We start from the raw sequence: 25,014 nt of genomic DNA, 5'->3' as shown, positions 1-25,014 counted from the left end.
TTTTTCGCAACTTAAATAATGTATAAGCTGTCGGCTTTGGTTTTTACTTGCATACCTGTCACTAGTTCAACGTGAACATCGTCTTTGTTTACTTCAGTGATTACTGCATTAACAAGTGCTTGGCCAAGTTTAACTTTAACCTTGTTATTAACCTTGACCTCGCCTGCAGGTAAAGGTTCAACTTTTCCTGAACGCTTAGGCGCAGCGGCTTTGGCAGGTTTTGCTGTAGCTGATGGATTTTTAGCTGAATGCGCTGGCTTCTTCTTAAAAGATTTTGCATCTGAGTCTTGACGTGGGCGTTGCTGCTTTTTGCGCTTTGCCATTTTAGCACGGCTTTCTTCCAACGCTTTTTGTGCGTGGTCAATATGCTCTTGCTCAACTTTTTCGCCTTGATTTCCGTCAAGATCGATTCTAAATTCAGATTTAGTAACCGCTTCAAGGTAGCGCCAGTTAGATGTGTATTTTCTAAGTGCTTGACGAACTTGTGTTTTACTAACTTTTTCAGAGCCTTCAATACGCTCAGCGATATCTTTAAAAATACCTACTTTAAGCGGCTGAATGCCCTCTTTTTGTTTAAAACATTGTGGAAATTCTTGATATAAGAACTCCAATACTTCATTAATATCTTTTAGCTTGTTTGTGGTTTCCATTTTAGAACCTATTTAATCACATCTTTTCATCAAGGGCAGAATCAACATAGTGGATACACCAATCGGCTAACTCTTCAAAGTCAGCTTCAATCACAGCCATATCACCACGTAAATGTTCCCAAATACCATTTATAATTTCATCAATTGAATCACAGTCTAAATCATCAGGTAGACGATCCCATGCCATGTGAATCAAATCATTGAGCGTTTCCGCTACATGTTCTTCATCCCCTTCCCAATCACCAACATCTTGAACGGCAAAAAGGTAGTCTTGAACATTTAGCAAGTCTTTCATTACAGGCTAGCCTCTAAGCATTTTACAAGTGCCTCAAGCCCTGCTTGGTCATCAGTATCAAATCGACCAATACTTGGGCTATCTATGTCTAGTACCGCAAATACACGGCCGTTTTTCATGATAGGTACAACTATCTCAGAATTTGATGCTGCATCACAGGCTATATGACCGTCAAAAGCATGCACATCTGAAATTAATTGGGTTTGCTCGGTCGCCGCAGCAGTGCCACATACCCCTTTTCCTACTGGAATACGAATACAAGCTGGATTGCCTTGAAATGGACCAAGTACCAATTCTGATGGTGAATCCATAAAATAAAAGCCCGCCCAATTCACATCTTCTAAAGAGGTAAATAACAGCGCGCTTATATTTGCCATATTGGCAATTATGTTTGATTCACCGCCTATCAGCGATTCAGTTTGCTTAACTAATGACTGGTAAAAATCGTGCTTTTGCATACCAAACTACTTCTTATTAAACATACAGTAGCTAAAGGTACTCTTTGTCACTAAAAATTGAAACCTTTTGCGGGTAAAAAAAAGGAAATTACATGGTTTTACGACACACTTGATTAAATATTCCGCAATTAACTTTGTACCGATTTACGCAGGCCGAATAAAAACAGTCCAGCGGCAAACCCTGACATCACACTATTTATTAAAAAGATCTCGCCTGTAGTGGCGCTCAAAAGATAACTAAAAATAGCGCCACCCAGCAAGCCCAGTGTTAATACTCCAGAATAATTTACCTTAGAATACTTAAACATAAGTAAATAACCCGGCACTACAAACGCGGCCATAGTTAAACCCACTATGTGCGCGTTAGCAATAGCGGTCATTAATAGTCCTAAAAAAATAGAAACAGCGTCACCGCGCATAGTCAATGAGTAGTAAATCCCCAACATACTACCAATAATAACGGGAGATAATAATGAAAGTGCGACACTTTTTGCGAGTTGATGTTTCATTGTAAGATCCTTAACAAAAACATAAATCTTTAATTTCTAAGCATGCACTAAGAGCCAAAGCTTATAAATAGAGACTATGGTCGTATTTTTTAACTGAATATGCTTGGTTTTGAAAAAGATATAGCGAATATGAGGCACAAAAAAGCCCGCAAATAGCGGGCTTATCTGATAATGGTGGAGAGATAGGGATTTGAACCCTAGAGGGGCTATAAACCCCTGCCGGTTTTCAAGACCGGTGCATTCGACCACTCTGCCATCTCTCCGAAAGTGCATAAACTACAAGTAAGAGTGTACTCATAATTATTTTTAATAAGGTGGTGGAGAGATAGGGATTTGAACCCTAGAGGGGCTATAAACCCCTGCCGGTTTTCAAGACCGGTGCATTCGACCACTCTGCCATCTCTCCGCACGGCCTGAATAATAGGGAAACCCTTGGGCTTTGTGAAGCTTTTTTTTCATTTTTTTGTTCAAGTGATTAAAAAACAACTAATTTGTTTAAACATAAAGCAATGAGAGCAAATCCTAACCGGCAAATGAACTTTTATTTAAATTTAGTTGTCTATTGATCTACAAAGGTTTGCCCAAACATATAAGAGTTGGTAATCTAATTTTAGTTAAATTACAGGAACTACTTAGTTTCACTTACAGGAGCTCTACAATGGCGTTTAATCAATCGTACAATACTGCAAAGCCGGTAATGTCGACCATTGAAACAAACAAAGTGCTTAAAAACACTTATTTTCTACTTGCAATGACACTTGCATTTAGTGCCGTCACCGCCGGCATTTCAATGGCACTGCAATTACCTTATTTCATGGGACTAGTGTTCACTCTGGTTTCGTTTGGCCTTCTTTTTGTTGTAAACAAAAAAGCCGACACAGCATCTGGTGTATTTTGGGTGTTTGCGTTTACAGGATTAATGGGAGCTGGTTTAGGCCCACTCCTTAATCACTATGCACAATTACCTAATGGCCCTATGCTAATTATGCAAGCGCTAGGTTCTACGGCGTTAATCTTCTTTGGTTTATCTGCTTATGCACTTAACACTAAAAAAGATTTCTCGTTCATGGGTGGTTTTTTAACTGTGGGCTTAATTGTGGTTATCGTGGCAAGTATTGTAAATATTTTCCTAGGTAGCTCTTTAATGTTTATGGTACTAAACGCAGCCGTGGTACTAATCATGTCTGGCCTAATTTTGTTCGATACGAGCAGAATCATTAATGGCGGCGAAACGAATTATATCCGCGCAACGGTTTCTTTATACCTGAGCGTTTATAACTTATTTACGTCTTTACTTGCGTTACTTGGCGCAAATAATGACTAATTAAATAGTTCTGTTAAAATAGCCCCTTTATTGGGGCTTTTTTATTGGAATAGTTTTGGCACGCTTTGTACTTTCTTTACATACTCCACCATCGGATCACGATACCACACAGCGTATTGTTAAATTTGCTCACGCTTGTTTAGCACAAGGGCATAGTATTGATGCAATATTTTTATACCAAGATGGTATCTATCATGCTTCTACTCATTTTGAGCTTGCCTCTGATGAGCTCAATTTATCCTCGCTTTGGCAACAGCTAGCCGACAAAAATATTAATTTAATGCTGTGCGTTACGGCAGCTGAAAAGCGTGGCTTAGATATGCAAAATACTGGTGTATTCGCTGTAGCTGGCCTCGCTGAATTTGCTATGTTAGCCAGTGAAGCAGATAAATGGATACAATTTAAATGATTAATGTACTCGTTATTAGTCAATCAAGCCCATTTGATGACATGCATATTCGCGATGCACTCGATATGACGCTTATTTTTGCCGCAGTTGATCAAAATATAAGTTGGTTGTTTAGCGGTCCTGCGGTGCTAGCTCTTAAAAAAAATCAAAGCCCGAATAGTTTGGGGCTTAAAGATTTTTTTAAAAATATTAAAACCCTAGAAATATATGATGTTGATAATATCTACGTGTGTGAGAAGTCACTCATTGACTACGGTTTAAGTAAAAATGAGCTACTTATTGAAGTAAAAACCGTTAACTTTAATGCCCAAAAACAGTTAATTCAAAATCAGCAGCACGTGGTAACGCTATGAGCACTTTACATATATTTTCAAAACCACTGAATTACTACAGTGCAAACAGTCTCGATAATCTGATTATGCTAACAGACTCGGTTTTATTAGTGGGTGATGCCTGTTTTGCTAAAGGGCAATACAGACAATTTGCCGATTCGCTTTATATTTTAAAGGACGATGCAGCGGCGCGTGGTATCTCTTTAAATTTGAATGATAAAGCGATTAGCTATGATGAGTTCGTTACCCTAAGTTTATCATCTAAACAATCAATTACTTGGTGATTTATGCTGGAATTTAATAATCAAACAATAGACACAGATAAGCAAGGTTACCTGCTAGATCATACTGATTGGTCAAAAGAGTTAGCCGATGTTATTGCACAACATGAAAGCATTATATTAACCGAGCAGCATTGGGAAGTTGTTAACTTTGTGCGCGCATTTTATCTAGAATACAACACCAGTCCAGCCATTAGAATGTTAGTCAAAGCGATGGCTAAAGCGCTCGGTGAGGATAAAGGTAATAGCATGTACCTGTATAAGCTTTTTCCGAAGGGACCGGCCAAACAAGCCACTAAAATTGCGGGCTTACCTAAACCTGCACGGTGTATTTAATGAAACAAAAAGCTAAAAACACGTCATCATCAACAAGTAAACGCAATACAGGTCGTACATATTCGCGCAGTGCTGTAAAAAAGAGCCCGATAAAAAGAGCAATTAAGCCACAGATAGCCCAAAGCGATAAAAAAGTTATTTTATTTAACAAACCTTATGATGTCCTTTGCCAATTTACAGACGAGCAAAATAGACAAACACTGGCTAATTTTATTCCTATTAAAGATGTTTATGCTGCGGGTCGCTTAGACAGAGACAGTGAAGGCTTGTTATTATTGACCAATTGCGGGAAATTACAAAATACCTTAACCGCTCCTGGTAAAAAAACCAACAAAACGTACTGGGTACAAGTTGAGGGGGTGCCTACAGAAGCATCTATTGATGCGCTCAGTCAAGGGGTCGAACTCAAAGATGGATTAACCTTACCTGCACAGGTAAAGTTAATCGATGAACCAGCGCTTTGGCCACGCACTCCCCCAGTGAGAGCACGTAAATCAATTCCAACATCTTGGTTGAGTATCACTATAAACGAGGGGAAGAACCGTCAAGTTCGACGAATGACCGCACACATTGGCCACCCAACGTTACGGTTAATTCGCTATAGTATTGGTAAATACACACTCGATGGAATTGAAACAGGTCAATATAAAATCAGTGGATCAACAACCAACAGTTAATACTTTACGTTAGCCTTTGCTTATCTGGTATTAAAAGCAAAGGTTAAACATGCTGTGCTATTCATGCCTTCCTAAGGCAATACAATTTCTGCCCTGCCTTTTTGCATAATACAGCGCACTATCCGTTGCTTTAAAGAAATCGACATGGTTAGTTTTTTCGCCATGTTTTACCGTATGAACTCCCATACTCACAGAGAGAAAGCCAGTAAAACTATCTTCATGAGCTATCGCTAAATCTTCAATAGATTTTTGTATTTGTTCTGCAATAAAGAGTGCACCTTGATTATCTGTTTGAGGGAGTAAAACAACAAACTCTTCTCCGCCATAGCGCGCTACAAAGTCCTCAGGACGACTGACTGTTTCTGCCAGCTTTTGCGCTACGCTATGTAAACACTTATCCCCGGCAATATGACCATACCTATCATTAAATTTTTTGAAATTATCTATATCAATAAGGATCATAGAAAGTTGAGTATTTACCTTTATCAGTTTTTTAAATTCAGCATGTAATTTTTCGTCAAAACGGCGTCTGTTGGCAATTTTAGTCAATGAGTCTAAAAAGGCCATATCGCTGAGTATCTCTTGGGTTTTCAAACGCTCCGTCGCATCGTTAAATACAGCAATAAATTCACTTTCTACACTAATACCTGACACTTGCATTATCACTTTCGAACCATCTTTACATACAATTTGATAGTCATTAGCAGGAATATCGTCATTATTTTTATTTGCCTGCGCTAAAGACTCACCCCACATCGTTTGAGCCGACTCTCTATAACTAGGCTCAGGATACGCGACCTTCCACCACTGTTTTAAATTAGGGATATCATCAATTGTATAGCCAAATACATCTACAAACCGTTGATTAAGCTTTAAAATATCGCCGGTTACCATACAAACATTACACACGGGCAAGGGCAAAATAGTAAATAATTTTGCATAATGGCTCAGCTCATGTTTTCGTATTGGATGTTCAGTTGCACTACTAACAAAACGCTGCTGCTCAACGTGTTTCATTTCAAGAGAAGCATTCATAGTGGCAACAAAATGCCATTCTAGCCACCACTTTTCTAACTGCTTTAAAATGACTTGTTGAAAGGGATTAATAAAGTCTAAAGAATGTTCAATGAGTCTAAATAGCGCTGAAATAGGGTTGGGTTCTTCAAAGCGGTACGGACGAGGAACCCTAATGGTTTGATAAAACAGTTTGTAAGCTGATTCTTTAACGTTATGTGGTAATTGTTCTGCTACTAAGCAATCATCGCGATGTACCTTTGTTGATAACTCAACAATGTAAGATTTTACCTTTTGTGCTTGAGAAGCATAATTCATATATTCATTCCATTGACTATATTATAAATACTTATTTGAGTGTTTATTCAATATAAACTCATCTAAAGGGTATTGCATAATCATTTGGTTGTAAAGGTTTGTTAATGAACAATAATAAATATATTCTTTGATATTCTATAAACAGTACTAACAGCCTAAATAAACAACATTTACTCATCATTTATAACTTAAATGAGTGTTTATAATTTAATGGCCTGACACCTAGGACCTGTTGTTCTTTGCAAATTAAAATGTGTTCAAACAAAGAGGCTATAATATCACCGCAAAATGTGTAATCTAATCGGCTAAGTAAAAATCGACTAACAAAGAGTAAATCATCCCTAACCAACATAAAAAAAAGCAACAAAATCTATTCAATAGCCCTTCCTCTCTTTAAGCACTTACAAAATACATGCTATAATCGCGGCCTTTCCAAGTTAACAGTAATCTGTATAAGCGAAATTATTCATGAGCGAAAATAGTCACATTAAAGTCATCGTTGGTATGTCCGGCGGTGTTGATTCTTCTGTATCTGCATATTTATTAAAACAACAAGGCTACCAAGTAGAAGGCTTGTTTATGAAGAACTGGGAAGAAGATGACAATGATGAATATTGCGCTGCCGCTGAAGATTTAAAAGATGCCCAAGCTGTCTGTGACAAATTAGGTATTGAACTTCATACCGTTAACTTTGCAGCGGAATACTGGGACAACGTATTCGAATACTTTTTAGCAGAATACAAAGCCGGTCGCACACCTAACCCAGACATCATGTGTAACAAAGAAATTAAATTTAAAGCCTTTTTAGAATTTGCGGCTCAAGCACTTGGTGCTGACTTTATAGCAACGGGCCACTACGTACGTCGTGAGCTCAGAGATGATAAATATGTTATGTGCCGTGGCCTAGATGATAATAAAGATCAAAGCTACTTTTTGTACACATTGAGCCATGAACATATCGCGCAAACGCTGTTCCCTGTTGGAGATATTGCCAAGCCAAAAGTACGCCGTATTGCTGAAGAGCAAGATTTAATTACCCACGATAAAAAAGACAGTACTGGTATTTGTTTTATCGGTGAGCGTAAATTTAAAGATTTCTTACAAAAATTCTTACCTGCTCAACCTGGTGTTATTGAAGACACAGATGGTAACAACGTTGGTGGGCATGAAGGGTTGATGTACCACACCTTAGGTCAGCGCAAAGGCTTGTTAATTGGTGGTATGAAAGAAGGCTCAGGCGAACCTTGGTATGTTGTAGACAAAGATGTTGAACGCAATGTATTGATTGTGGGCCAAGGTAAAAATCACCCTCGCCTTTACAGTAATGGCCTAAATGCCAACCAATTACACTGGGTAGATCGTGTTGGTCCTCAAGGTACTACTCGTTGCACCGTAAAAACACGCTACCGTCAAGAAGACCTAAGCTGTACCTTATTAGTCGGTGAAGATGGTATGGCACGCGTATTATTTGATGAGCCACAAAAAGCGGTAACCCCAGGACAATCTGCCGTATTTTACGCTAATGAAGTGTGTTTAGGTGGTGGTATTATTGACTCGGTGATCAAATAATGAATCAACATCAAGTCATGGCGCTTGCAGCCATGTGTCAAGTGGCTAAGCAAGTTCAGAAGGTTGCCCAATATGGTCGCGCTGATGAACAAGATTTATCGATTTTATTATCAAGTATTGTGCAAACCTCGCCAGCTTCCCCAGAAGATGTTTATCAAGGTGAACATAACTTACGTGATGGCTATAAAACATTGATGGCACAACTGAGTGCCGGTGCTCAAAAAGATGTAGAAATAGTCAAATATGTAGGTGGTTTAATGCAGTTAGAGCGTGCGCTTAGTGCTAACAGTAAAAGCCTCAATGAATTAGGTAAACGTATTGATGATATTCATCGTCGTTTAGATCATTTTGCTATTACCGATGACAGTGTTGTTGCCGGTTTAGCAGATATATACTCGTCGGTGCTAAGCCCCCTTGGGCACCGAATTCAGGTTTATGGTAAACCCGAGTTATTAAAACAGCAGCTCACGCAAAATAAAATCCGCGCATTACTTTTAGCCGGAATTCGCAGTGCAGTATTATGGCGACAAATGGGCGGCAAACGTCGTCATTTCTTTTTTGCGAAAAGAAAAATTCTCGCCATAGCTAAAACAAAAATTTAATTATCGTTCAAACTAAAATTTAGGAGTTATTATGGAGCTTTCAGCGTTAACGGCTATCTCTCCGGTTGATGGTCGCTACGGCAGCAAAACCACTGAACTACGCAGTATTTTTAGCGAATTTGGATTAATCAAATACCGCGTAACCGTTGAAGTGCGTTGGTTGCAAGCGTTAGCTGCAGCAAGCGAGATTAAAGAAGTCCCCGCTTTTAGCGACGAAGCAAATGCGCTGTTGAATGCAATTGTAGATAACTTCTGTGAAGCTGATGCTCAGCGAGTTAAGGACATCGAACGCACAACAAACCATGATGTTAAAGCCGTAGAGTATTTACTAAAAGAAAAAGTAGCTGATAATGCTGAGCTACACGCAATTAACGAATTTATTCACTTTGCCTGTACTTCTGAAGATATTAATAACCTATCTCATGGTTTAATGTTAAGTGAAGCGCGTAACCACGTCGTTTTACCTTATTGTGATGAGTTATTAAGCGCCATTAAAGAAAAAGCAATTGAGTACAAAGCCATTCCAATGATGACTCGTACACATGGACAGCCTGCAACGCCTTCAACCATGGGTAAAGAGTTTGCAAACGTATACATGCGTTTAAAGCGTCAACGTGATCAAATTGCCCAAGTAGAAATGCTAGGCAAAGTAAATGGTGCTGTAGGTAACTACAATGCTCACCTAAGTGCTTACCCTGATTACGACTGGCATACTCACGCAGATAAATTTGTAGCTAGCCTAGGTTTAACACTTAACCCGTTTACCACACAAATTGAACCGCATGACTACATTGCAGAACTATTTGATGCTATTGCGCGTTTTAATACTATATTGCTCGATTTTGACCGCGATATGTGGGGATACATTGCGCTTAATCACTTCAAGCAAAAAACCATTGCCGGTGAAATTGGCTCATCAACTATGCCACACAAAGTGAACCCGATTGATTTTGAAAACTCAGAAGGTAATTTAGGCTTAGCCAATGCTATCTTAGGTCATTTAGCACAAAAACTACCTGTGTCTCGCTGGCAACGTGATTTAACTGACTCAACCGTATTACGTAACTTAGGTGTAGGTATGGGTTATGCGGTAATTGCATACCAATCTACACTTAAAGGTGTAAGCAAGCTAGAAGTTAACGAACAACGTTTAGCCGATGAGCTTGACCAAAACTGGGAGCTACTAGCAGAGCCAATCCAAACAGTAATGCGTAAATACGGCATCGAAAAGCCATATGAAAAGCTAAAAGATTTAACGCGTGGTAAACGTGTAAATCAAGAAATTATGGCTGATTTCATTGATGGTTTAGATTTACCAGACGCTGCAAAAGCAGAAATGAAAAAGCTAACCCCAGCCAACTACATTGGTCGTGCTGTTGAGTTTATTGATGATTTAGTTTAATTACTCAAATCTACTAATAAAAAGCGAAAGGTACCTGCCTTTCGCTTTTTTCATTTAGGTCTTAACGTTATAGGCATTCTATGTATCAATTAAAAATAAATGAATTATCTGAGCAAGCGTTTTTAAATCAATATTGGCAAAAAAAGCCACTGTTAATCAAAGGAGGTTTTAGTGACTTTAAAGACCCTCTTGATGCCAATGAACTGGCAGGCCTCGCCATGGAAGACAGCATAGAGTCGCGTATTATAACCAACCATAACCAGCAATGGCAGTCCCATCAAGGGCCGTTTGAAGATTTTGAAATACTCACCGATGAGCACGCTACTTTATTAGTGCAAGCAGTCGATCATTGGCACCCAGAAGCCGCACAATTGCTTGAACCATTTCGTTTTATTCCTAACTGGCGTATAGATGATTTAATGATCAGCTACTCAACCCCTGGCGGTGGTGTTGGACCGCACTTGGATCAATATGATGTATTTATTATTCAAGGAGAAGGCAAACGCCATTGGCGAGTAGGCTTACCTGATGCCTCATTAAAGCAATTTGCTCAAAATAAAAGCTTGTTACAAGTTGAAGCCTTCACCGCAGTAATTGATTGTGTTTTAGAGCCTGGTGATATCTTGTACATACCACCAGGTTGTCCGCATGAAGGCTATGCCATTGAAAATGCTTTAAACTACTCGGTCGGATTTAGAGCACCTAATCAACAAGATTTACTGTCTAGCTTTGCAGATCATATTATTGACACAGAAAGCGGTCAAAAACGTTACACGGATCATACCCTCGCGCTACGTGATTCAAAAGGTGAGCTTACGCAAAGCGAAGTTGATAAAGTAAAAACGTTAATGCAGGCTTTAATAGAAAACGACAGCTTATTTAAAAATTGGTTGGGAAACACATTAAGTCAACCTAAGCATGATATGGATTTAGCGCCTGAAGAAAACCCGTTTAGTACAGCTGAAATTATGCAACAACTTGACAGTGATTTGACATTTGAGCGTCTTGGTGGCACGCGTGCAATTTACCAATGCATAGGTGATGAGCTGCTTTTAAGTGTTAATGGCGAAAACTACCCTTTACCGCTATCTGATTTAGAGGCTGTAAAACAGCTAACTGATTTTATTGAATTTGATAGCAGCTTGCTGAATTCAACCACACCTAGCCTAGATTTTATCGAAACCTTTACTACACTGGTTAATGAGGGTATTTGGTTTAGCTAGGAGGAGGCTATGGTTTATACTGTTGACAAAGTTGATTGGCAAAGTGAAAAAGATCAACTTCAACAAATAAGAGAGCGTGTTTTTGTTTACGAATTACATATTCCAAAGAATATTGAATTTGATAGCTTAGATGCGCTCGCTCAACATATTCTGGTTACCGATAATATGCACTCACCTGTTGCTACAGGTCGATTATGTAATGATGGTTTAATAGGAAGAATTGCCGTACTACCCCAGCACCGCAATCGCAACGTTTATAAATCTCTACTTAATTTCATTGTAAAGCTTGCCGCAGAGCAAGGTATTGAGGCTGTCAGTATTAACTGTATTTTAAATGAAGTAGAACGATTCAAAAATAACGGCTTTACTGTGCAAGGGCACGTTTTTATGGAAGCTGGCATTCCTAGACAGAGAATGGAATGCCCCATTACATGCTTTGAAACACGGCCATTTACTTTAGTGCATTAACCAAAAAACGAGCCAAATGGCTCGTTTTTTACTTTATTCTTGTCGGTAATCTTTGAAGAACCGCTGCATTTTCATCATCGCACTGCTTAAATCATCTTTATTAGGTAAAAACACCAATCTAAAATGATCGGGATCTGGCCAGTTAAAAGCGCGCCCATGTACTAATAATATTTTTTCTGCCTTTAACAAGTCAAACATCATTTGTTCATCATTTTTAATATTAAACAATTTTGTATCAACTTTGGGAAATGCATACAGCGCCCCTTTTGGCTTTTTACAGCTTATCCCCTCAATTGCATTTAATCCACGCCAAGCAATATCTCGTTGCTCGTATAAACGGCCTCCGGGGTCAATTAGGCTATCAATGGATTGTACCCCACCCAATGCTTGCTGAATGGCATATTGAGCAGGGACGTTTGCACATAAACGCATTGAGGCAAGAATATCGAGGCCTTTAATTAAATCTGTCATTAAGGCAGTGCGCCCGCTTAGCACCATCCAACCCATTCTAAGACCAGCGGCGCGATATGTCTTAGCTAAACCGTTAAACGTAATAATGGGAATATCGTCGCACAATGCACCAATAGAAGTATGGGTAACGCCGTCGTACAGAATTTTCTCGTATATTTCGTCACTTAACAGTAAAAGCTTGTGCTCTCGGGCAATGTTGATCAATTCTTCAAGCAAGGCATCACTGTACACAGCCCCTGTTGGATTATTAGGGTTTATTAACACCAATGCTTTAGTTTTTGAGGTGATTTTGCTTTTAATATCATCAATATCAGGAAACCAATCTTGCTCTTCATCACATAAATAGTGAACAGGGTTACCGCCTGCTAACTTTACCGACGCAGTCCAAAGCGGATAATCGGGTGCAGGAATTAATACTTCATCGTCATTATTTAACAACGCTTGAGTGACCATTTGAATCAGTTCACTCACACCGTTACCAATGTAAATATTATCAACGTCTAAGTTGTGTAAACCACGCTGTTGGTAATGCTGATAAATAGCAACACGCGCAGAGTAAAGCCCTTTAGAATCACAATAGCCTTGAGCAGAATATAAATTACGAATAATGTCGCGGTGCATATCTTCTGGCATATCAAAACCAAACGCCGCAGGGTTACCAATATTAAGCTTAAGTACTTTTTGGCCCTCATCTTCCATTTTTTTAGCTTGCACTAAAACGGGGCCACGGATGTCATAACAGACGCCGTCTAATTTATGACTCTTTTTTATTTCTGACATTGTTACCTCTAAAGAGCAAGTTAGCCTTAAGACTAACTCAGTAAAGCCGTGAATTACTAGGGGAAATTAAGCGCTTAAAACTGAAAAAAATTCACGTTAACACTTTATTCTGTTCTTCATAAAACGGGTTTATCGCTGAGCGTGCCACTCAATTAATTTTGCTTGCGAGCCAGTAACTTGCGCCATTAAATTATTTGCTGCATCAACAGCCTGCTCGTCATTCCCATTATTTAAATTATATTCAATTAAACGTGCTACCTCGGCTAAACTTGCCGCTCCAAATTGAGCCGCATTTGACTTAAGGCTATGAGAATGGCGAATTGCAGCCTCTTTATCTTGGCCAAGCGCTGCAATAGTTTCGTTCCCTAAGCGCTCAAATTCCGCACAACAAAATTCCAGCGTATCTGGAAATTGTTCACCTAATAGCGATTCCATACTTTCTAAAGCGGATTCGTCGATACTGATTTCTGTCATATTGATGCCCTATAATGCGTTCCTGCAATTTATATTTCATCTCTTACTCTATATCTAAGCACAAAAAAAACCAACTTTATTAATGCAAAAATGTATAATTAAGTTAAATGTATTAATCGAATGGTTAGCTTATGGCACGTGCCCTTTGTGAACGCTGTAATTTTTCGCTAAGCACCTGTATTTGCAATGCAATCACCTGTGTTGATAATCAAACTCAGGTTGTTGTGTTACAGCACCCCAGTGAAGCAAAAATTAGTAAAAATACGGCACAGTTATTGGCATTAAGTTTAACGCGATGCAAAATAATTATAGGCGAGAATAATCGAGATTTTGCTTGCTTACAAAAGCTGCCGCTCAGCTCGACGGTGTTACTCTATCCAAACGAGGACGCAATTGAGTTAGATGTAGCTAATGACAATGAAAACGTGCGACCCATTACACATTTAATAGTGCTCGATGGTACATGGAATAAAGCCTTTAAAATTTTGCAATTAACCCCACTATTACAACAGTTTAAAACAGTAAGCTTTCGCCAAATTCCCACGAACCGTTATACTATTCGTAAAGCCCCAAGAGCAGATAGCTTGTCAACACTAGAGGCCGTAGCGCATAGTTTATCGCTCATTGAAGCACTCAATCCGGCGCCGTTGTATGATTTATTAGATGAATTAATTACCAAACAAACCCAACATATGCCCACTCACGTAAAAGCACGTTACCTGTAATTAAAAATGAAATAACCAATGCGTAATATCCCTTCTCGATTAAAGCGTGGATTTTCACGCCAAGGCCCTGACTATCGTTTTGACGACCAAGTTGATTTTAGCGATATTAGAACGACTTTTGGTTTTCGTTCGATGGTAGTTGGTAAATGGGTGACTAAAGAAGAGCGATTTATTAGTGCCAATTTAATTTATGATGCGCTAGCTGATTTAGCGCAAATTTTACATTTACCGCCAACAGCAATTGGCCTTCGCGGTAAGCTTAACTTTGCCTTTGGTCACGGTGGGCAAAAAGGCGTGCAAGCACACTATAATGCTTACGATCAAACTCTCGCACTGGCAAAAAACGCAGGCGGCGGTGCTTTAGCCCATGAGTGGTTTCATGCATTTGATCATCATATTAGTGAGCATTTATTTAAATCAAAAACCCGCTTTGGTTTCGCCTCTAAGTTATGGTTATCAAACTCTCCCGATTTGAGCCATCCACTTAATGATGCACTTAATAAATTTTATAAGCGGGTATTTTTAGCGCGAAACGGGGAAGATGCGAATGAATTTGTACAACGCTGTATCGCGTTTGATAAGGCACACAAGCAGCAATACATGAGTATGCCAGAGGAGCTTGCAGCTCGGTGTTTTGAAGCCTGTATAAATCAGCACCAAACAATAAAAAATAGCTTTTTGGTCAGTGGATTAAGCAGTAATAATTTAATTTACCCTGAGCTTAGCCAAACGCTACAAGCCAATGAAGCACTTAACCAATATTTTCAATTATTAGGTTACGCGCTTCATCAACAAACATAGTAATCGTTTCTAAAAATCAGAATTACTATTTATCATCACTGATACGACTTGCCACCGCGCTATTCTGATCTTTATATTTTGCATCAACACGGGTGTTATACGGGTTTTCACATGGACCGGTGAGCGTTTCAAAGCTCATTGCACCAATCTTCATCATGGGTCTAAGTGCAAGTGGCAGTTTACCCGAGTTATAAAACTCTAAAACAATATTACCACTCCAACCAGGGTCGATTCTGTGTGCGGTTACATGCACCATTAAACCTAAACGTGCCAGCGACGAACGCCCATCTAACCAGCCAACAATATCTGCAGGTAGGGTTACTTTTTCATAGGTTATTGCTAATGCAAGCTCGCCGGGGTGTAAAAAGAATGCTTCGCCTTCATCTAGTACAATTTCGTCGCTCATAATTGATTCTAAGGCTTTATTAAGCTGATCTTTTGGACCACTTAAATCAACAAAAGCGGCATTATGGGCATGAAAAGTTCTAAACTTATTACCTAAGCGAAGATCAGCGGTAACCCCTGAAATCATTTCACTCGTTGGCGCGGGCTCGATAACAATGCGCCCGTCGTTTAAATATTCTTTTATATGTGTATCTGAAAGTCTCATTTTTAATCTTCCGTAATCACAACTTCAATCGCGTTGTGATGTTGTTGATAATAAAGCGTACTGGCGATGAGCCGTGCGGCTGCACTGTAAGTTTCACTTATAGCGGCACTTGCATCATTGGCAATCAATTTACCTTGTTCAGAGGATTCTCTGATATTAATCGCAAGCGGAATATGTGAAAGCACAGGAACACCATGCTTCATGGCTAATTTTTGTGCGCCATCTTTACCGAATACATGATTAGCTTCGCCGCAATGTCCGCAAATGTAATGGCTCATATTTTCAATTAAACCAAGCACTGGCACGTTTACTTTATTAAACATAGCAATGCCTTTTTGCGCATCTGCCAACGCTAAGTCTTGTGGCGTTGTAACAATTACAGTGCCACTGGCAGGTACTTTTTGGCTCATGGTTAATTGAATATCACCGGTACCTGGCGGCATATCTACAATTAAATAATCAAGTTCACCCCAATCGGTTTCATTTAAAAGCTGACTAAGCGCGCCTGAGGCCATTGGGCCGCGCCATACGGTGGCATCATCGCTGGGGACTAAAAAACCGATAGATTGCGCTTTAATACCATTGGCATCAAACGGTTGTAATTGTTTATTGTCTTTTGTAACCGGCTCACTGCCAACTAATCCTAACAACATAGGAATTGACGGACCATAAATGTCGGCATCCAGTATCCCTACTTTTGCGCCCTCGTTTTTAAGCGAACCGGCAAGATTTACAGCCGTAGTAGATTTGCCTACCCCACCTTTGCCTGAGGCCACTAAAATAATGTGCTTTATGGCTTTAAATTTTGCAGGCTCTTTAAGTGCCACAACCGCACTTACATTTACCTCGATTTTAAGTCGCTCAGCTAAAAAATTAGCAACATGCGGCATTTCAGATTGCGCGGCAAAAGGAAGAGTGAGTTTAACAATAATTGATTTATCGGTGTTTTGAGTAATATCAGCAATAAAATCTTGCTCAATACCCACAGCAAAAGCGGCACTGCGATAGGCCGCTAAAGCAGAAATAATCGGTTGTTTTTGCACCGATTTAGCAGAGAATAGTTTCGACAGTCCAAACATAGCAATAAAATAGCGTTTCTTTGATGAAAAGTGCCACGGAATTATGTAACATTCAGGGCATTAACACCAGTCAATTAGTAAATATCAATAAGCAGTGTACTCTGTTACTACCGCGCTTATCGATAATGTAATAATTTTCATCTGTTCCTAGCTAGGAACGCTTAATTTGGAATGATTATGGCACAGCGAAAGATCCTGATTACTAGCGCATTACCTTATGCCAATGGCCCTACCCATTTGGGGCATTTATTAGAGTATATTCAAACTGATATTTGGTCGCGTTTTCAAAAACTACAAGGCCACGAAGCATACTACGTGTGCGCAGATGATGCTCATGGCACACCTATTATGCTTAATGCGCAAAAGCAAGGGATCACGCCAGAGGAAATGGTTAAAAACGTTAGCATAGAACGCCAACGCGATTTTGCTGATTTTAATATCAAATTTGATAATTACCACAGCACTCACAGCCAAGAAAATAAAGAATTTAGTGAGCTTATTTATAACCGCCTTAACGATGCCGGTCATATTAAAAAGCACACTATTTCTCAGTTATTCGATCCAGAAAAAGGTATTTTTCTGCCAGACCGCTTTGTTACTGGCACCTGCCCTACCTGTAAATCAGAAGATCAAAATGGTGATAGCTGTGATGCCTGTGGCGCAACTTATAGCCCAACAGAGCTAATCAACCCACGCTCTGTCATGTCGGGTGCTGAGCCTATTTTAAAAGATTCTGAGCATTACTTTTTTGACTTACCAGCCTTTGAAGGCATGCTTAAAGAATGGCTACACTCAGGCACAATCCAGCAAGAAATGGCGAACAAGCTAGATGAGTGGTTTGCCGATGGTTTGCAGCAGTGGGACATAAGCCGTGATGCACCTTATTTTGGTTTTGAAATTCCAAACGCACCAGGTAAATATTTTTACGTATGGCTAGATGCGCCTATTGGTTATATGGCGAGCTTTAAAAACTTATGTGACAAACAAGGCATCGACTTTGATGCGTTTTGGCAAGAAGGGTCTGACGCTGAGCTTTATCATTTTATTGGTAAAGACATCATCTACTTCCACAGCTTGTTTTGGCCTGCGATGTTAGAAGGCGCTCAATTTAGAAAGCCTACTAACGTATTTGCCCATGGATTTGTTACAGTTAATGGCGCAAAAATGTCTAAATCAAAAGGCACGTTTATTAAAGCGCGCACATATTTAGATAACCTAGACCCAGAATTTTTACGTTATTACTACGCAGCTAAACTTAACAGTGGTATCACCGATTTAGACTTAAACCTAGAAGATTTTGCACAGCGTGTAAATTCAGACTTAGTGGGTAAAGTAGTTAATATTGCGAGCCGTTGTGCTGGCTTTATTACTAAAAAGTTTGACGGTAAGTTAAGCGACACGATTATGGAACCACAGCTACTTGCTGAATTTCAAAATGCCTCAGCCACTATTACTGAACATTACGAAAATCGTGAATACAGCCGCGCAATTCGTGAAATTATGGCGCTTGCTGATAAAGCAAATCAATTTATTGATAATGCTGCGCCTTGGGTGCTTATTAAAGACGAGTCTAAGCAAGAAGAAGCGCATCAGGTATGTTCGTTAGGACTTAACCTATTTCGTGTGCTGATCACTTACTTAAAGCCTGTACTACCTGGTATGGCAAGTAATGTTGAAGCCTTTTTAAATGATGAATTATCTTGGCAGGGTGCGCAAACAGCGTTAGTAAGCCACCCTATCAATAAATTTAAGCCGTTAATGCAACGTGTAGAAATAGATAAAGTGAATAAAATGGTTGAAGAATCAAAAGAAAGCTTAGTTGCTGAAAAAGACAAAATCGATCCTAATAGCCCACTTGCAAAAGAGCCTATTAGCGAAGAGATTGAGTTTGATGACTTTGCAAAGGTAGACCTGCGTGTTGCTAAAATTGCCAAAGCAGAGCACGTAGAAGGCGCTGACAAGCTGCTTAAATTAACCCTTGATTTAGGCGGTGAAACTCGCCAAGTGTTTGCTGGAATTAAATCGGCTTACGCACCAGAAGACATTGAAGGTAAATTAACGGTAATGGTTGCTAACCTCAAACCACGTAAAATGCGTTTTGGAATGTCTGAAGGCATGGTACTTGCGGCAGGCCCTGGTGGTAAAGAAATTTACATTCTTAACCCAGACGACGGCTCTGAGCCGGGTATGCGCGTAATGTAATTATTATCGCTTAAAGCCGCTAATATTTAGCGGCTTTTTTTCATCTGTTATTTAGCTATTCTAATAAGAATTTTTAACGCCGCTATTCTCTGGTTTGCTCCCTGAAAATCATTAAGCATTATTGCGATTTGGTATTACTGCAACAACTTTTGCTAAGTGAATCACCAAGCTTTGCGAGCTAATATACACAAACCAGTTTATATAGCGCACTTGAGGGTAAAAGCCTTGCCCCTGATTACCATAAATCCAAAAAGCACCAATAATGGCATCAGCCAATGCAGCAAGGAAAAGCCCTAAGCTCACCCACACTATTGGTTTGGGTGCGTTAATCCCACCATAGGCAACAACTAATACCAGACCCATAAGCCCAACAGCCGTTATCACTAAACTATAGACCCCAGTCATAGCTAAAATAGTATCTCCTACCCCCTCAAGATACATAGAAGAGAGCGACGCACTACTTAGCACCAACACAACAACAAAAAAAAGTGCACTTTTTATAAGCGACACCCGACGTTTTATATTAAAAGCTAACACACAGGCTATAAATAAAAGGCTGTAACCAGGTGCAAAAAATAAGATTGAATCCACTAAATAATCATGTTTTATCAAGGTACTATAGCGATAATAGTGTTGGGGTAAATTAAAATTAATCACATCACCCGCGATACACAACATAAAAGCGCCACTGCCTAAAAGAGCAATAAAGCGTAATTGTTGGTCTTTAAAACGTTTAAATATCCAAGCTGACATCGTTACACTATTAAACATAAGTAAGCAGAGCGAACTCAGTGACAACAGCATTAAAACACGTTTATTTTCAGGCGCAAGTAGCCCTATTAACATCACAGCTAAAGCGCACAACCAAGCTATAAAAGTAATAATTTGATGCGGATGTTTTATAGATAACGGATTAATTGCACTATCCAACCTTTAAAATTAATAACGTTAACTTAGCAAGTTTTTATCGTCCAAGGCTATTTTTTGTTTTGCATGTGCTGCATTTCTTTTTGTATTTTAAGCCGACATTGCGCTAACTGTTTGAGTCGAATTGCTTTAATAGCGGCTAATGGATCTTGTGCATTAAGTCCACCAGCATCATGGTTATTTTGTTGGTTTATTATTTTATTCTCATCGTGCTTATTGTGCATATCTTTTCTCTTGAAACTGTTTATCGATTTTAGGCGCGGTGCCTTAAGTAAAAAAGTGCTTAAACGCTAAACGATTTACTTGAAAAACACCTGACACCCTGTATATTAGAGCCTTCTAATATTTAGAGGTGTATTATGCGCATTATTTTGCTTTTTTCCAGTTTATTTCTTTCATCCGCTGCTTTTGCTAGCAATACCGACGAGGCACGACAAACCATTAAGGCATTTTCAAGTGATTTAAAACAGATACTGGTTAGTACTATGAAACAAAGCGGCCCACTAGCGGCAATAAGTGTATGTAATACAGCTGCACCCGCTATCGCTTTACAACATAGCAATAGTCCTTGGCAAATTAGCCGCAGTGCTTTGAAAACTCGTAACTCAGATAATCAACCCGATACATGGCTCAAAAATGTTTTATTAAACTTTGAACAACGTAAGCTCAATGGCGAGCCGGTAGCAAGCATAGAATATCAAGAGCAAAGACCGGATGGCTGGTATTTTGTAAAAGCGATTCCTACTCAAAAAGCGTGTTTAGCGTGTCATGGCAGTCACATTGTCCCCACAGTTTCTAAAAAAATAGCGACTTTATACCCTAATGATCAGGCAACTGATTTTAAACTGGGTGACATTCGTGGCGCATTTGTTGTTAAAAGGGCCATTGAAAATTACCAATGATAATTCATAGACGATCAGCTATTAAATTTTACAGCATCAGATGCAATACGCTTTTTACGCCTAACATATAAAGTATGTGGCAGCATAAGTAATTGATTTAATAAAATAGCTAATACCAATGCAAACAACACTGCACTCGCGGTTAAAGGAATACCTAACTTAAAGTTATCAAGTGTATTTTGTAATCTGTCAACGCGCTCAGGGGAGAATATATACAGCATTTTTTGTAGTAGATTACCTTGTTCAAAAATAGCCATCCCTTTTTTTAAATCGGCAAATTGCTGTAATGTTTGCTGTTTTTGATTTGCATCGGCTCTAACGCTAGGTTCAGCGTTAGCTAAGTGGCGGTTTATCATCGCTTGCGTGCTAGAAAAGTTATATTGCTTGGCCGTTTTTGCATAGCCGTCGACTTGCCATTTTGTTGCATGGTATAAGCCCGCTAAATGCTGCTGGTAATGATCGCTCAGCTGTGGACATTGCAAAGAGACAATAAAAGCACACGCAAATAGTAGTTTATCAAACATCTTAACAATCATAGTTATGCCTTTTGCTGCTCTGATTTAAAAATGAGTACAGGTAACTATAACATGTACTCATTATTTACTAATTGAATTATAAAAGGAAAGCTCGCTGCTTTTTTAGTTACCTTGCTTGGTGAAATTGACGGTGCAAAGCATGAACTTGCTCTGCAAGTGCCGGTACTGGACCATAAACCGCCGTATTGGGAGAAATAGCCTCAATAGGCAAAGGATTGACCGGTGCTGGAGCAACGTGCATTTCACTTAGCCACGTTGTTAACTGTGCAGTAGAACTCACATACATAATTCGCCCTAAGCCAACCCAAGCATGTGCCGCAGCACACATAGGACAATGTTCTCCTGAGGTATACACTGTGGCGCTGGCGCGTTGCTCTGGGGTCATATTGTTGGCTGCCCAACGAGCAATCTCAAATTCAGGATGACGAGTATGATCGCCACCGGCAACACGGTTACGATCTTCCATACATACATGCCCATTAGCATCAACAAGGACAGAGCCAAACGGTTCATCACCGGCCTCTAACGCTTCTTTTGCAAGTTCAACACTGCGCTTTAAATGCGCTAAATCAGTCTCATTCATCATGTGTGCACTCCTTTAACTGTCATCATAACTTTATCTGTTAGCCATATTTTTAATAGTCTGAATGTTACTCTTTTTCTAACCATAACGCTTTGATCCCTGCTTTTGCAACACGTACATCCTCACACAGCCCCCACCACAGTATCGTTAATATAAATAGGCACCCCGCTATCCAATATTAAAATGTTTTCATCTAAATAACGAAGGTCTGCTGGAATAGTGCCCTCTTTTATGCCTTTTGCTATAACTGCGGGTTCTCGCTTTTGCGAATTGGCGGTATAGGCTTTTTTATAACTGGCACGAAGAGTATGAACACCGGCACGATGATCGCGAAGTACCGCCAGCGTTTGTGCAGATACATCCACAACGGTTATTGATACAGCTAAATTGTCCTTGAGCGCCGCTGCAGACGCTGCATTGACTATACGCTGTGCCATTTCACCCGTTAGTTGCGCCACCATAGCCACATTTTCAAGCTGTTGATTATAAGTATTTATCTGCATTTCAGTTTGTCCAGCAACAGACGCTAATGAAGAAAGTGATGCAATGAGCGCTGTAAAAATAGCCCGTTTTTTCATGGTTTATTTCCTATTGTTAATTAATGACGTTATATCGCTGAACTGGATATAAAAAATTGAAAATAAACAGACCGTGTTTACTCATAAAAGCTTTCACTAGGAGGGTTAATAGCAGGATTTGCTTTTTATAAAATACTTTTATTGGGATAAGGTAATGTAACCCCCCTTTTTTAAAATAATCGTAAGCTAGCAACTCGGCGTAATATTTAACCGACAACTAATCAATTTAAAGGAAAGTAACATGTTTAAGAAAATAGCGTCTGTTCTGACTTTTGTATTAGCAAGTTTAACCCTATCTACAGCAGCTCATGCCGATCACCATGGTATGAAAAAAGATATCGTTGATGTAGCTGCTGCCAATGGTTCGTTTTCAACACTCGTTGCAGCTGTCAAAGCGGCAGGCCTCGTTGATACGTTAAAAGGAGATGGCCCTTTTACTGTATTTGCGCCAACTGATGAAGCATTTGCCAAGCTACCAGCAGGTACCGTTGAAAACCTTCTTAAGAGCGAAAATAAAGACAAGTTAACTGCAATTCTTACCTACCATGTGGTATCAGGTAAAGTAATGGCTGCAGACGTTGTAAAATTAGACAGTGCAACGACCGTGCAAGGCCAGTCTGTGAATGTAACCACCAATGATGGCTCTGTTATGATCAACAATGCAAACGTAGTAATGGCAGATGTAAAAGCCAGCAACGGCGTGATTCATGTCATTGATACTGTTTTGTTGCCAAAAGAGTAACAATCTAATCTCCACAGCGGAGTAAAATACTAACTTCGCTCACTATTACAAGCACAAAGTATTGTTTTCTTTTACTAAATGCCCTCTTTTATACTAGTGATTTTTACACTATATTAAAAGATAATTAAGCGTCTGTTAATATTGAGAAAGTGTTTGTGGAAACAAAATTAAAATAATACTACTGTTGAAGATAAACCAACTGAAGATCAAAAGAAGTTTTTCCTCGATTTACTCCCGGGAAAGCTAATTGATATCCAATTTAACAATCCCATTCAGGTTCGCTTTAAACTCACTTTAATCGGCTACGACACCAGTAAATATTTAATATTAAAATACCCTGCTCAAGCAGGTAAAAATGATTACAGCGACATTTTAGTTGAAGGTAATGGGGCTATTGTACGTTATATCATTGAAGACGAACGGGGCGAATGTGTTGCTTTTTCAACCAGCATATTAGCGATTTCATTTCGCCCTGAACGATTAATTTATTTAGCTTACCCTAAAAAAATTGAAAGCCGACAATTACGTGAAACTAGCAGGTTGCCTACACACATTCCGGCTAAAATTAGTTTACATAAAGGCGATATTGATGCTGATAGTAAAAGCTTATTGCACGGTTTAATTATTGATATTTCTCCGAGTCGCTGTCGCTTTGCTATTCACGTAAGCTCTGGATTTGTTGCACTAAAAAAACGTCAAGTTTTTGTGCATATACTTTCTCCATTAGACAACGAGCCTGTAATTATTACGTCTTACATTAGGAATAACCAAATGAAAGGCAACCGCCTTAGCGTTGGTATAGAGTTTGATGCTTCAGAGCAAGTTAAGCTTAACAAGCTGTTAGAAGCTTACTCGGTTGATATTGATTAATGCCTTAAATAATCCTACCTGCAGAAACAGCAATGGCTAACCAATCTTGCTTAGCCATTGTAATAGTTAGTTTTTTATTCTAAACGCTTCAAAAACCGGTCACTTCTTGGCAAGTAGTAATCATCATAATCAAGCGAGACAATCACTCGCTCTGCCCGACCCAGCAACTCATCACGTGGAACTAATCCAATGACCCGCGAATCCGCACTGTTATCGCGGTTATCACCCATAACAAGATAATGATCTGCTGCTATTGGTGTTGCCGGAAACTCTACTAAGCTTGCTGCCGATTTGGTAAGCCGTATGGTATGAGCATGCCCCTTTAAGTGCTCAGTTTTATCTAGCCACCGAATACTCTCGTTTAAAGTGCTATAACTTACTTTCTCGCCATTAATGGTCAATTCGTTATTTTGCAACGAAACTATATCACCTGGTGTGCCAATAACGCGTTTTATTAAACGGTTCTCCGCCACTTTAGAATCAAATACAATAATATCGCCGGTTTGTGGTTCTGCCAGTCTTAACAGGGATACATGCGTAAATGGTATACGTAAATCATACGTCATTTTATCGGTAAGGATTCGGTCGCCTTCTTCAATAGTCGGTTTCATTGAACCTGTTGGTACTTCGTACCAATCGGCGACGGCACTACGAAACACACTCATTAAGATAATAAAAACAATAGGGCCTGTTGACCTTTGCGGATTGGAATTTGTTCAAACAAGGGGCGATTTAATCGCGGCGCGAGGTTTGTAACCTAGTGGGCTAAGTAAAAACCGAGCAAAGCTTCCGCGTCCTGCTCACGCCCCTTACCTACATCCATGTAGGCAACAAAGAGTAAATCGCCCCTAGGCAGAACCCTTCGGG

32 protein-coding genes, 2 tRNA genes and 1 pseudogene are annotated in these 25,014 nt (G+C 39.5%); 18 read left to right on the top strand and 17 right to left on the bottom strand.

The features are described 5' to 3' along the window. Nucleotides 1-11: 11 nt before the first annotated feature. The 6 genes from proQ to CWC14_RS01855 form a co-directional block, all read right to left on the bottom strand. Nucleotides 12-650 (bottom strand): RNA chaperone ProQ, encoded by a 639-nt coding sequence (gene proQ, locus CWC14_RS01880; protein WP_138560957.1) that lies wholly within the window; start codon nt 648-650, stop codon nt 12-14. Between the two features lie 16 nt (nt 651-666). After that, nucleotides 667-945 (bottom strand): hypothetical protein, encoded by a 279-nt coding sequence (locus CWC14_RS01875; protein WP_010390163.1) that lies wholly within the window; start codon nt 943-945, stop codon nt 667-669. After that, complete coding sequence (msrC, locus tag CWC14_RS01870) at nt 945-1,403, bottom strand: free L-methionine (R)-S-oxide reductase MsrC (RefSeq protein ID WP_036954616.1); 459 nt, start codon at nt 1,401-1,403, stop codon at nt 945-947. Before msrC ends, CWC14_RS01875 begins: the two co-directional genes overlap by 1 nt. 128 nt (nt 1,404-1,531) lie before the next feature. Continuing rightward, on the bottom strand, nt 1,532-1,912 hold the full coding sequence (locus CWC14_RS01865; RefSeq protein ID WP_138560955.1) for a hypothetical protein: 381 nt from the start codon (nt 1,910-1,912) through the stop codon (nt 1,532-1,534). Between the two features lie 172 nt (nt 1,913-2,084). Continuing rightward, nucleotides 2,085-2,175, bottom strand: a tRNA-Ser gene (locus tag CWC14_RS01860). 52 nt (nt 2,176-2,227) lie between these two features. After that, nucleotides 2,228-2,318: transfer RNA gene (locus tag CWC14_RS01855), tRNA-Ser, on the bottom strand. 252 nt (nt 2,319-2,570) lie between these two features. Between CWC14_RS01855 and CWC14_RS01850 the strand changes: the two genes are divergently transcribed. Genes CWC14_RS01850 through CWC14_RS01825 form a run of 6 tightly spaced genes read left to right on the top strand, consistent with a single transcriptional unit; the run spans nt 2,571 to nt 5,271 of the window. Beyond that, nucleotides 2,571-3,236, top strand: a complete 666-nt coding sequence (locus CWC14_RS01850) for a Bax inhibitor-1/YccA family protein (protein WP_008112034.1) — start codon at nt 2,571-2,573, stop codon at nt 3,234-3,236. 55 nt (nt 3,237-3,291) lie between these two features. Then, a complete protein-coding gene (gene tusD / locus CWC14_RS01845) occupies nt 3,292-3,645 on the top strand; it encodes a sulfurtransferase complex subunit TusD (RefSeq protein ID WP_008112031.1) in 354 nt (117 codons plus the stop codon). Further along, entirely contained in the window at nt 3,642-3,998 is a 357-nt protein-coding gene (tusC, locus tag CWC14_RS01840) for a sulfurtransferase complex subunit TusC (protein ID WP_008112028.1), read from the top strand. The genes tusD and tusC overlap by 4 nt, the downstream gene beginning before the upstream one ends. Then, nucleotides 3,995-4,261 (top strand): DsrH/TusB family sulfur metabolism protein, encoded by a 267-nt coding sequence (locus CWC14_RS01835; RefSeq protein WP_028835169.1) that lies wholly within the window; start codon nt 3,995-3,997, stop codon nt 4,259-4,261. Before tusC ends, CWC14_RS01835 begins: the two co-directional genes overlap by 4 nt. 3 nt (nt 4,262-4,264) lie before the next feature. Then, entirely contained in the window at nt 4,265-4,594 is a 330-nt protein-coding gene (locus CWC14_RS01830) for a TusE/DsrC/DsvC family sulfur relay protein (protein WP_008112024.1), read from the top strand. Then, nucleotides 4,594-5,271, top strand: coding sequence for an rRNA large subunit pseudouridine synthase E (locus CWC14_RS01825; RefSeq protein ID WP_138560953.1), 678 nt, complete (start codon nt 4,594-4,596; stop codon nt 5,269-5,271). Before CWC14_RS01830 ends, CWC14_RS01825 begins: the two co-directional genes overlap by 1 nt. A 57-nt stretch (nt 5,272-5,328) precedes the next feature. Here CWC14_RS01825 and CWC14_RS01820 read toward each other — a convergent pair whose 3' ends face one another. Continuing rightward, nucleotides 5,329-6,603: a sensor domain-containing diguanylate cyclase gene (locus CWC14_RS01820; protein ID WP_138560951.1), complete on the bottom strand. Its 1,275-nt coding sequence runs from the start codon at nt 6,601-6,603 to the stop codon at nt 5,329-5,331. 468 nt (nt 6,604-7,071) lie between these two features. Here CWC14_RS01820 and mnmA point away from each other — a divergent pair, with 468 nt between their 5' ends. The 5 genes from mnmA to CWC14_RS01795 all read left to right on the top strand — a co-directional run bounded on the left by mnmA (nt 7,072) and on the right by CWC14_RS01795 (nt 11,867). Continuing rightward, nucleotides 7,072-8,172, top strand: a complete 1,101-nt coding sequence (gene mnmA / locus CWC14_RS01815) for a tRNA 2-thiouridine(34) synthase MnmA (protein WP_138560949.1) — start codon at nt 7,072-7,074, stop codon at nt 8,170-8,172. After that, nucleotides 8,172-8,774, top strand: a complete 603-nt coding sequence (gene hflD / locus CWC14_RS01810; RefSeq protein ID WP_008113587.1) for a high frequency lysogenization protein HflD — start codon at nt 8,172-8,174, stop codon at nt 8,772-8,774. Before mnmA ends, hflD begins: the two co-directional genes overlap by 1 nt. Before the next feature lie 31 nt (nt 8,775-8,805). Then, nucleotides 8,806-10,176 carry an adenylosuccinate lyase gene (gene purB, locus CWC14_RS01805; protein WP_138560947.1) on the top strand — a complete coding sequence of 457 codons (1,371 nt, stop codon included), beginning with the start codon at nt 8,806-8,808 and terminating at the stop codon, nt 10,174-10,176. An 80-nt stretch (nt 10,177-10,256) separates the two neighbouring features. Next, a complete protein-coding gene (locus tag CWC14_RS01800; RefSeq protein WP_138560945.1) occupies nt 10,257-11,399 on the top strand; it encodes a ribosomal protein uL16 3-hydroxylase in 1,143 nt (380 codons plus the stop codon). 9 nt (nt 11,400-11,408) lie between these two features. Beyond that, entirely contained in the window at nt 11,409-11,867 is a 459-nt protein-coding gene (locus CWC14_RS01795; protein WP_010390180.1) for a GNAT family N-acetyltransferase, read from the top strand. A 33-nt stretch (nt 11,868-11,900) separates the two neighbouring features. Here CWC14_RS01795 and CWC14_RS01790 read toward each other — a convergent pair whose 3' ends face one another. Both CWC14_RS01790 and CWC14_RS01785 read right to left on the bottom strand, forming a co-directional pair. Next, nucleotides 11,901-13,118: a pyridoxal phosphate-dependent aminotransferase gene (locus CWC14_RS01790; RefSeq protein WP_010390182.1), complete on the bottom strand. Its 1,218-nt coding sequence runs from the start codon at nt 13,116-13,118 to the stop codon at nt 11,901-11,903. A 129-nt stretch (nt 13,119-13,247) separates the two neighbouring features. Beyond that, a complete protein-coding gene (locus CWC14_RS01785; protein WP_138560943.1) occupies nt 13,248-13,592 on the bottom strand; it encodes an Hpt domain-containing protein in 345 nt (114 codons plus the stop codon). Nucleotides 13,593-13,723: 131 nt separating this feature from the next. Between CWC14_RS01785 and CWC14_RS01780 the strand changes: the two genes are divergently transcribed. Next, nucleotides 13,724-14,317 (top strand): tRNA-uridine aminocarboxypropyltransferase, encoded by a 594-nt coding sequence (locus CWC14_RS01780; RefSeq protein WP_138560941.1) that lies wholly within the window; start codon nt 13,724-13,726, stop codon nt 14,315-14,317. An 18-nt stretch (nt 14,318-14,335) separates the two neighbouring features. Continuing rightward, a complete protein-coding gene (locus CWC14_RS01775) occupies nt 14,336-15,118 on the top strand; it encodes a CLCA_X family protein (protein WP_138560939.1) in 783 nt (260 codons plus the stop codon). 25 nt (nt 15,119-15,143) lie between these two features. Here CWC14_RS01775 and dcd read toward each other — a convergent pair whose 3' ends face one another. Further along, complete coding sequence (dcd, locus tag CWC14_RS01770; RefSeq protein ID WP_010390186.1) at nt 15,144-15,728, bottom strand: dCTP deaminase; 585 nt, start codon at nt 15,726-15,728, stop codon at nt 15,144-15,146. A gap of 2 nt (nt 15,729-15,730) precedes the next feature. After that, entirely contained in the window at nt 15,731-16,807 is a 1,077-nt protein-coding gene (gene apbC / locus CWC14_RS01765) for an iron-sulfur cluster carrier protein ApbC (protein WP_138560937.1), read from the bottom strand. 177 nt (nt 16,808-16,984) lie between these two features. On the opposite strand from apbC, the gene metG reads away from it, so the two are divergent. Further along, nucleotides 16,985-19,009: a methionine--tRNA ligase gene (gene metG, locus CWC14_RS01760; RefSeq protein WP_138560935.1), complete on the top strand. Its 2,025-nt coding sequence runs from the start codon at nt 16,985-16,987 to the stop codon at nt 19,007-19,009. Nucleotides 19,010-19,120: 111 nt separating this feature from the next. Here the strand turns inward: metG and CWC14_RS01755 are convergent, their stop codons facing one another. Next, nucleotides 19,121-19,762 (bottom strand): hypothetical protein, encoded by a 642-nt coding sequence (locus CWC14_RS01755; RefSeq protein ID WP_249928671.1) that lies wholly within the window; start codon nt 19,760-19,762, stop codon nt 19,121-19,123. A gap of 224 nt (nt 19,763-19,986) precedes the next feature. Then, entirely contained in the window at nt 19,987-20,160 is a 174-nt protein-coding gene (locus tag CWC14_RS19120; protein WP_171036814.1) for a hypothetical protein, read from the bottom strand. Nucleotides 20,161-20,295: 135 nt separating this feature from the next. On the opposite strand from CWC14_RS19120, the gene CWC14_RS01750 reads away from it, so the two are divergent. After that, nucleotides 20,296-20,838, top strand: coding sequence for a Tll0287-like domain-containing protein (locus CWC14_RS01750; protein WP_138560933.1), 543 nt, complete (start codon nt 20,296-20,298; stop codon nt 20,836-20,838). A 14-nt stretch (nt 20,839-20,852) separates the two neighbouring features. Here CWC14_RS01750 and CWC14_RS01745 read toward each other — a convergent pair whose 3' ends face one another. From CWC14_RS01745 to CWC14_RS01735, 3 genes are all read right to left on the bottom strand, one after another. Beyond that, a complete protein-coding gene (locus CWC14_RS01745; protein WP_138560931.1) occupies nt 20,853-21,374 on the bottom strand; it encodes a DUF2937 family protein in 522 nt (173 codons plus the stop codon). Between the two features lie 106 nt (nt 21,375-21,480). Next, nucleotides 21,481-21,960, bottom strand: a complete 480-nt coding sequence (locus CWC14_RS01740) for a nucleoside deaminase (RefSeq protein ID WP_249928670.1) — start codon at nt 21,958-21,960, stop codon at nt 21,481-21,483. A 119-nt stretch (nt 21,961-22,079) separates the two neighbouring features. Continuing rightward, nucleotides 22,080-22,535, bottom strand: coding sequence for a GlcG/HbpS family heme-binding protein (locus CWC14_RS01735; protein ID WP_249928669.1), 456 nt, complete (start codon nt 22,533-22,535; stop codon nt 22,080-22,082). 241 nt (nt 22,536-22,776) lie between these two features. On the opposite strand from CWC14_RS01735, the gene CWC14_RS01730 reads away from it, so the two are divergent. The 3 genes and pseudogenes from CWC14_RS01730 (at nt 22,777) to CWC14_RS19585 (ending at nt 24,147) form a co-directional block, all read left to right on the top strand. After that, entirely contained in the window at nt 22,777-23,277 is a 501-nt protein-coding gene (locus CWC14_RS01730; RefSeq protein ID WP_013465061.1) for a fasciclin domain-containing protein, read from the top strand. A gap of 246 nt (nt 23,278-23,523) precedes the next feature. Next, nucleotides 23,524-23,766: pseudogene (locus CWC14_RS19590) on the top strand (flagellar brake domain-containing protein); the annotation flags it as partial. Between the two features lie 51 nt (nt 23,767-23,817). After that, complete coding sequence (locus tag CWC14_RS19585) at nt 23,818-24,147, top strand: hypothetical protein (RefSeq protein WP_249928668.1); 330 nt, start codon at nt 23,818-23,820, stop codon at nt 24,145-24,147. 74 nt (nt 24,148-24,221) lie between these two features. On the opposite strand, the gene lepB is transcribed toward CWC14_RS19585, so the two are convergent. Beyond that, nucleotides 24,222-24,812 carry a signal peptidase I gene (gene lepB, locus CWC14_RS01720; protein WP_249928667.1) on the bottom strand — a complete coding sequence of 197 codons (591 nt, stop codon included), beginning with the start codon at nt 24,810-24,812 and terminating at the stop codon, nt 24,222-24,224. Between the last annotated feature and the right edge of the window lie 202 nt (nt 24,813-25,014).

This window comes from Pseudoalteromonas sp. S3260 (assembly GCF_005886925.1).
In the GTDB taxonomy this organism is placed as follows: domain Bacteria; phylum Pseudomonadota; class Gammaproteobacteria; order Enterobacterales; family Alteromonadaceae; genus Pseudoalteromonas; species Pseudoalteromonas tetraodonis.
The sequence above is the reverse complement of the archived record's forward strand: the minus strand, read 5'-3'. Positions and strand labels throughout refer to the sequence as shown.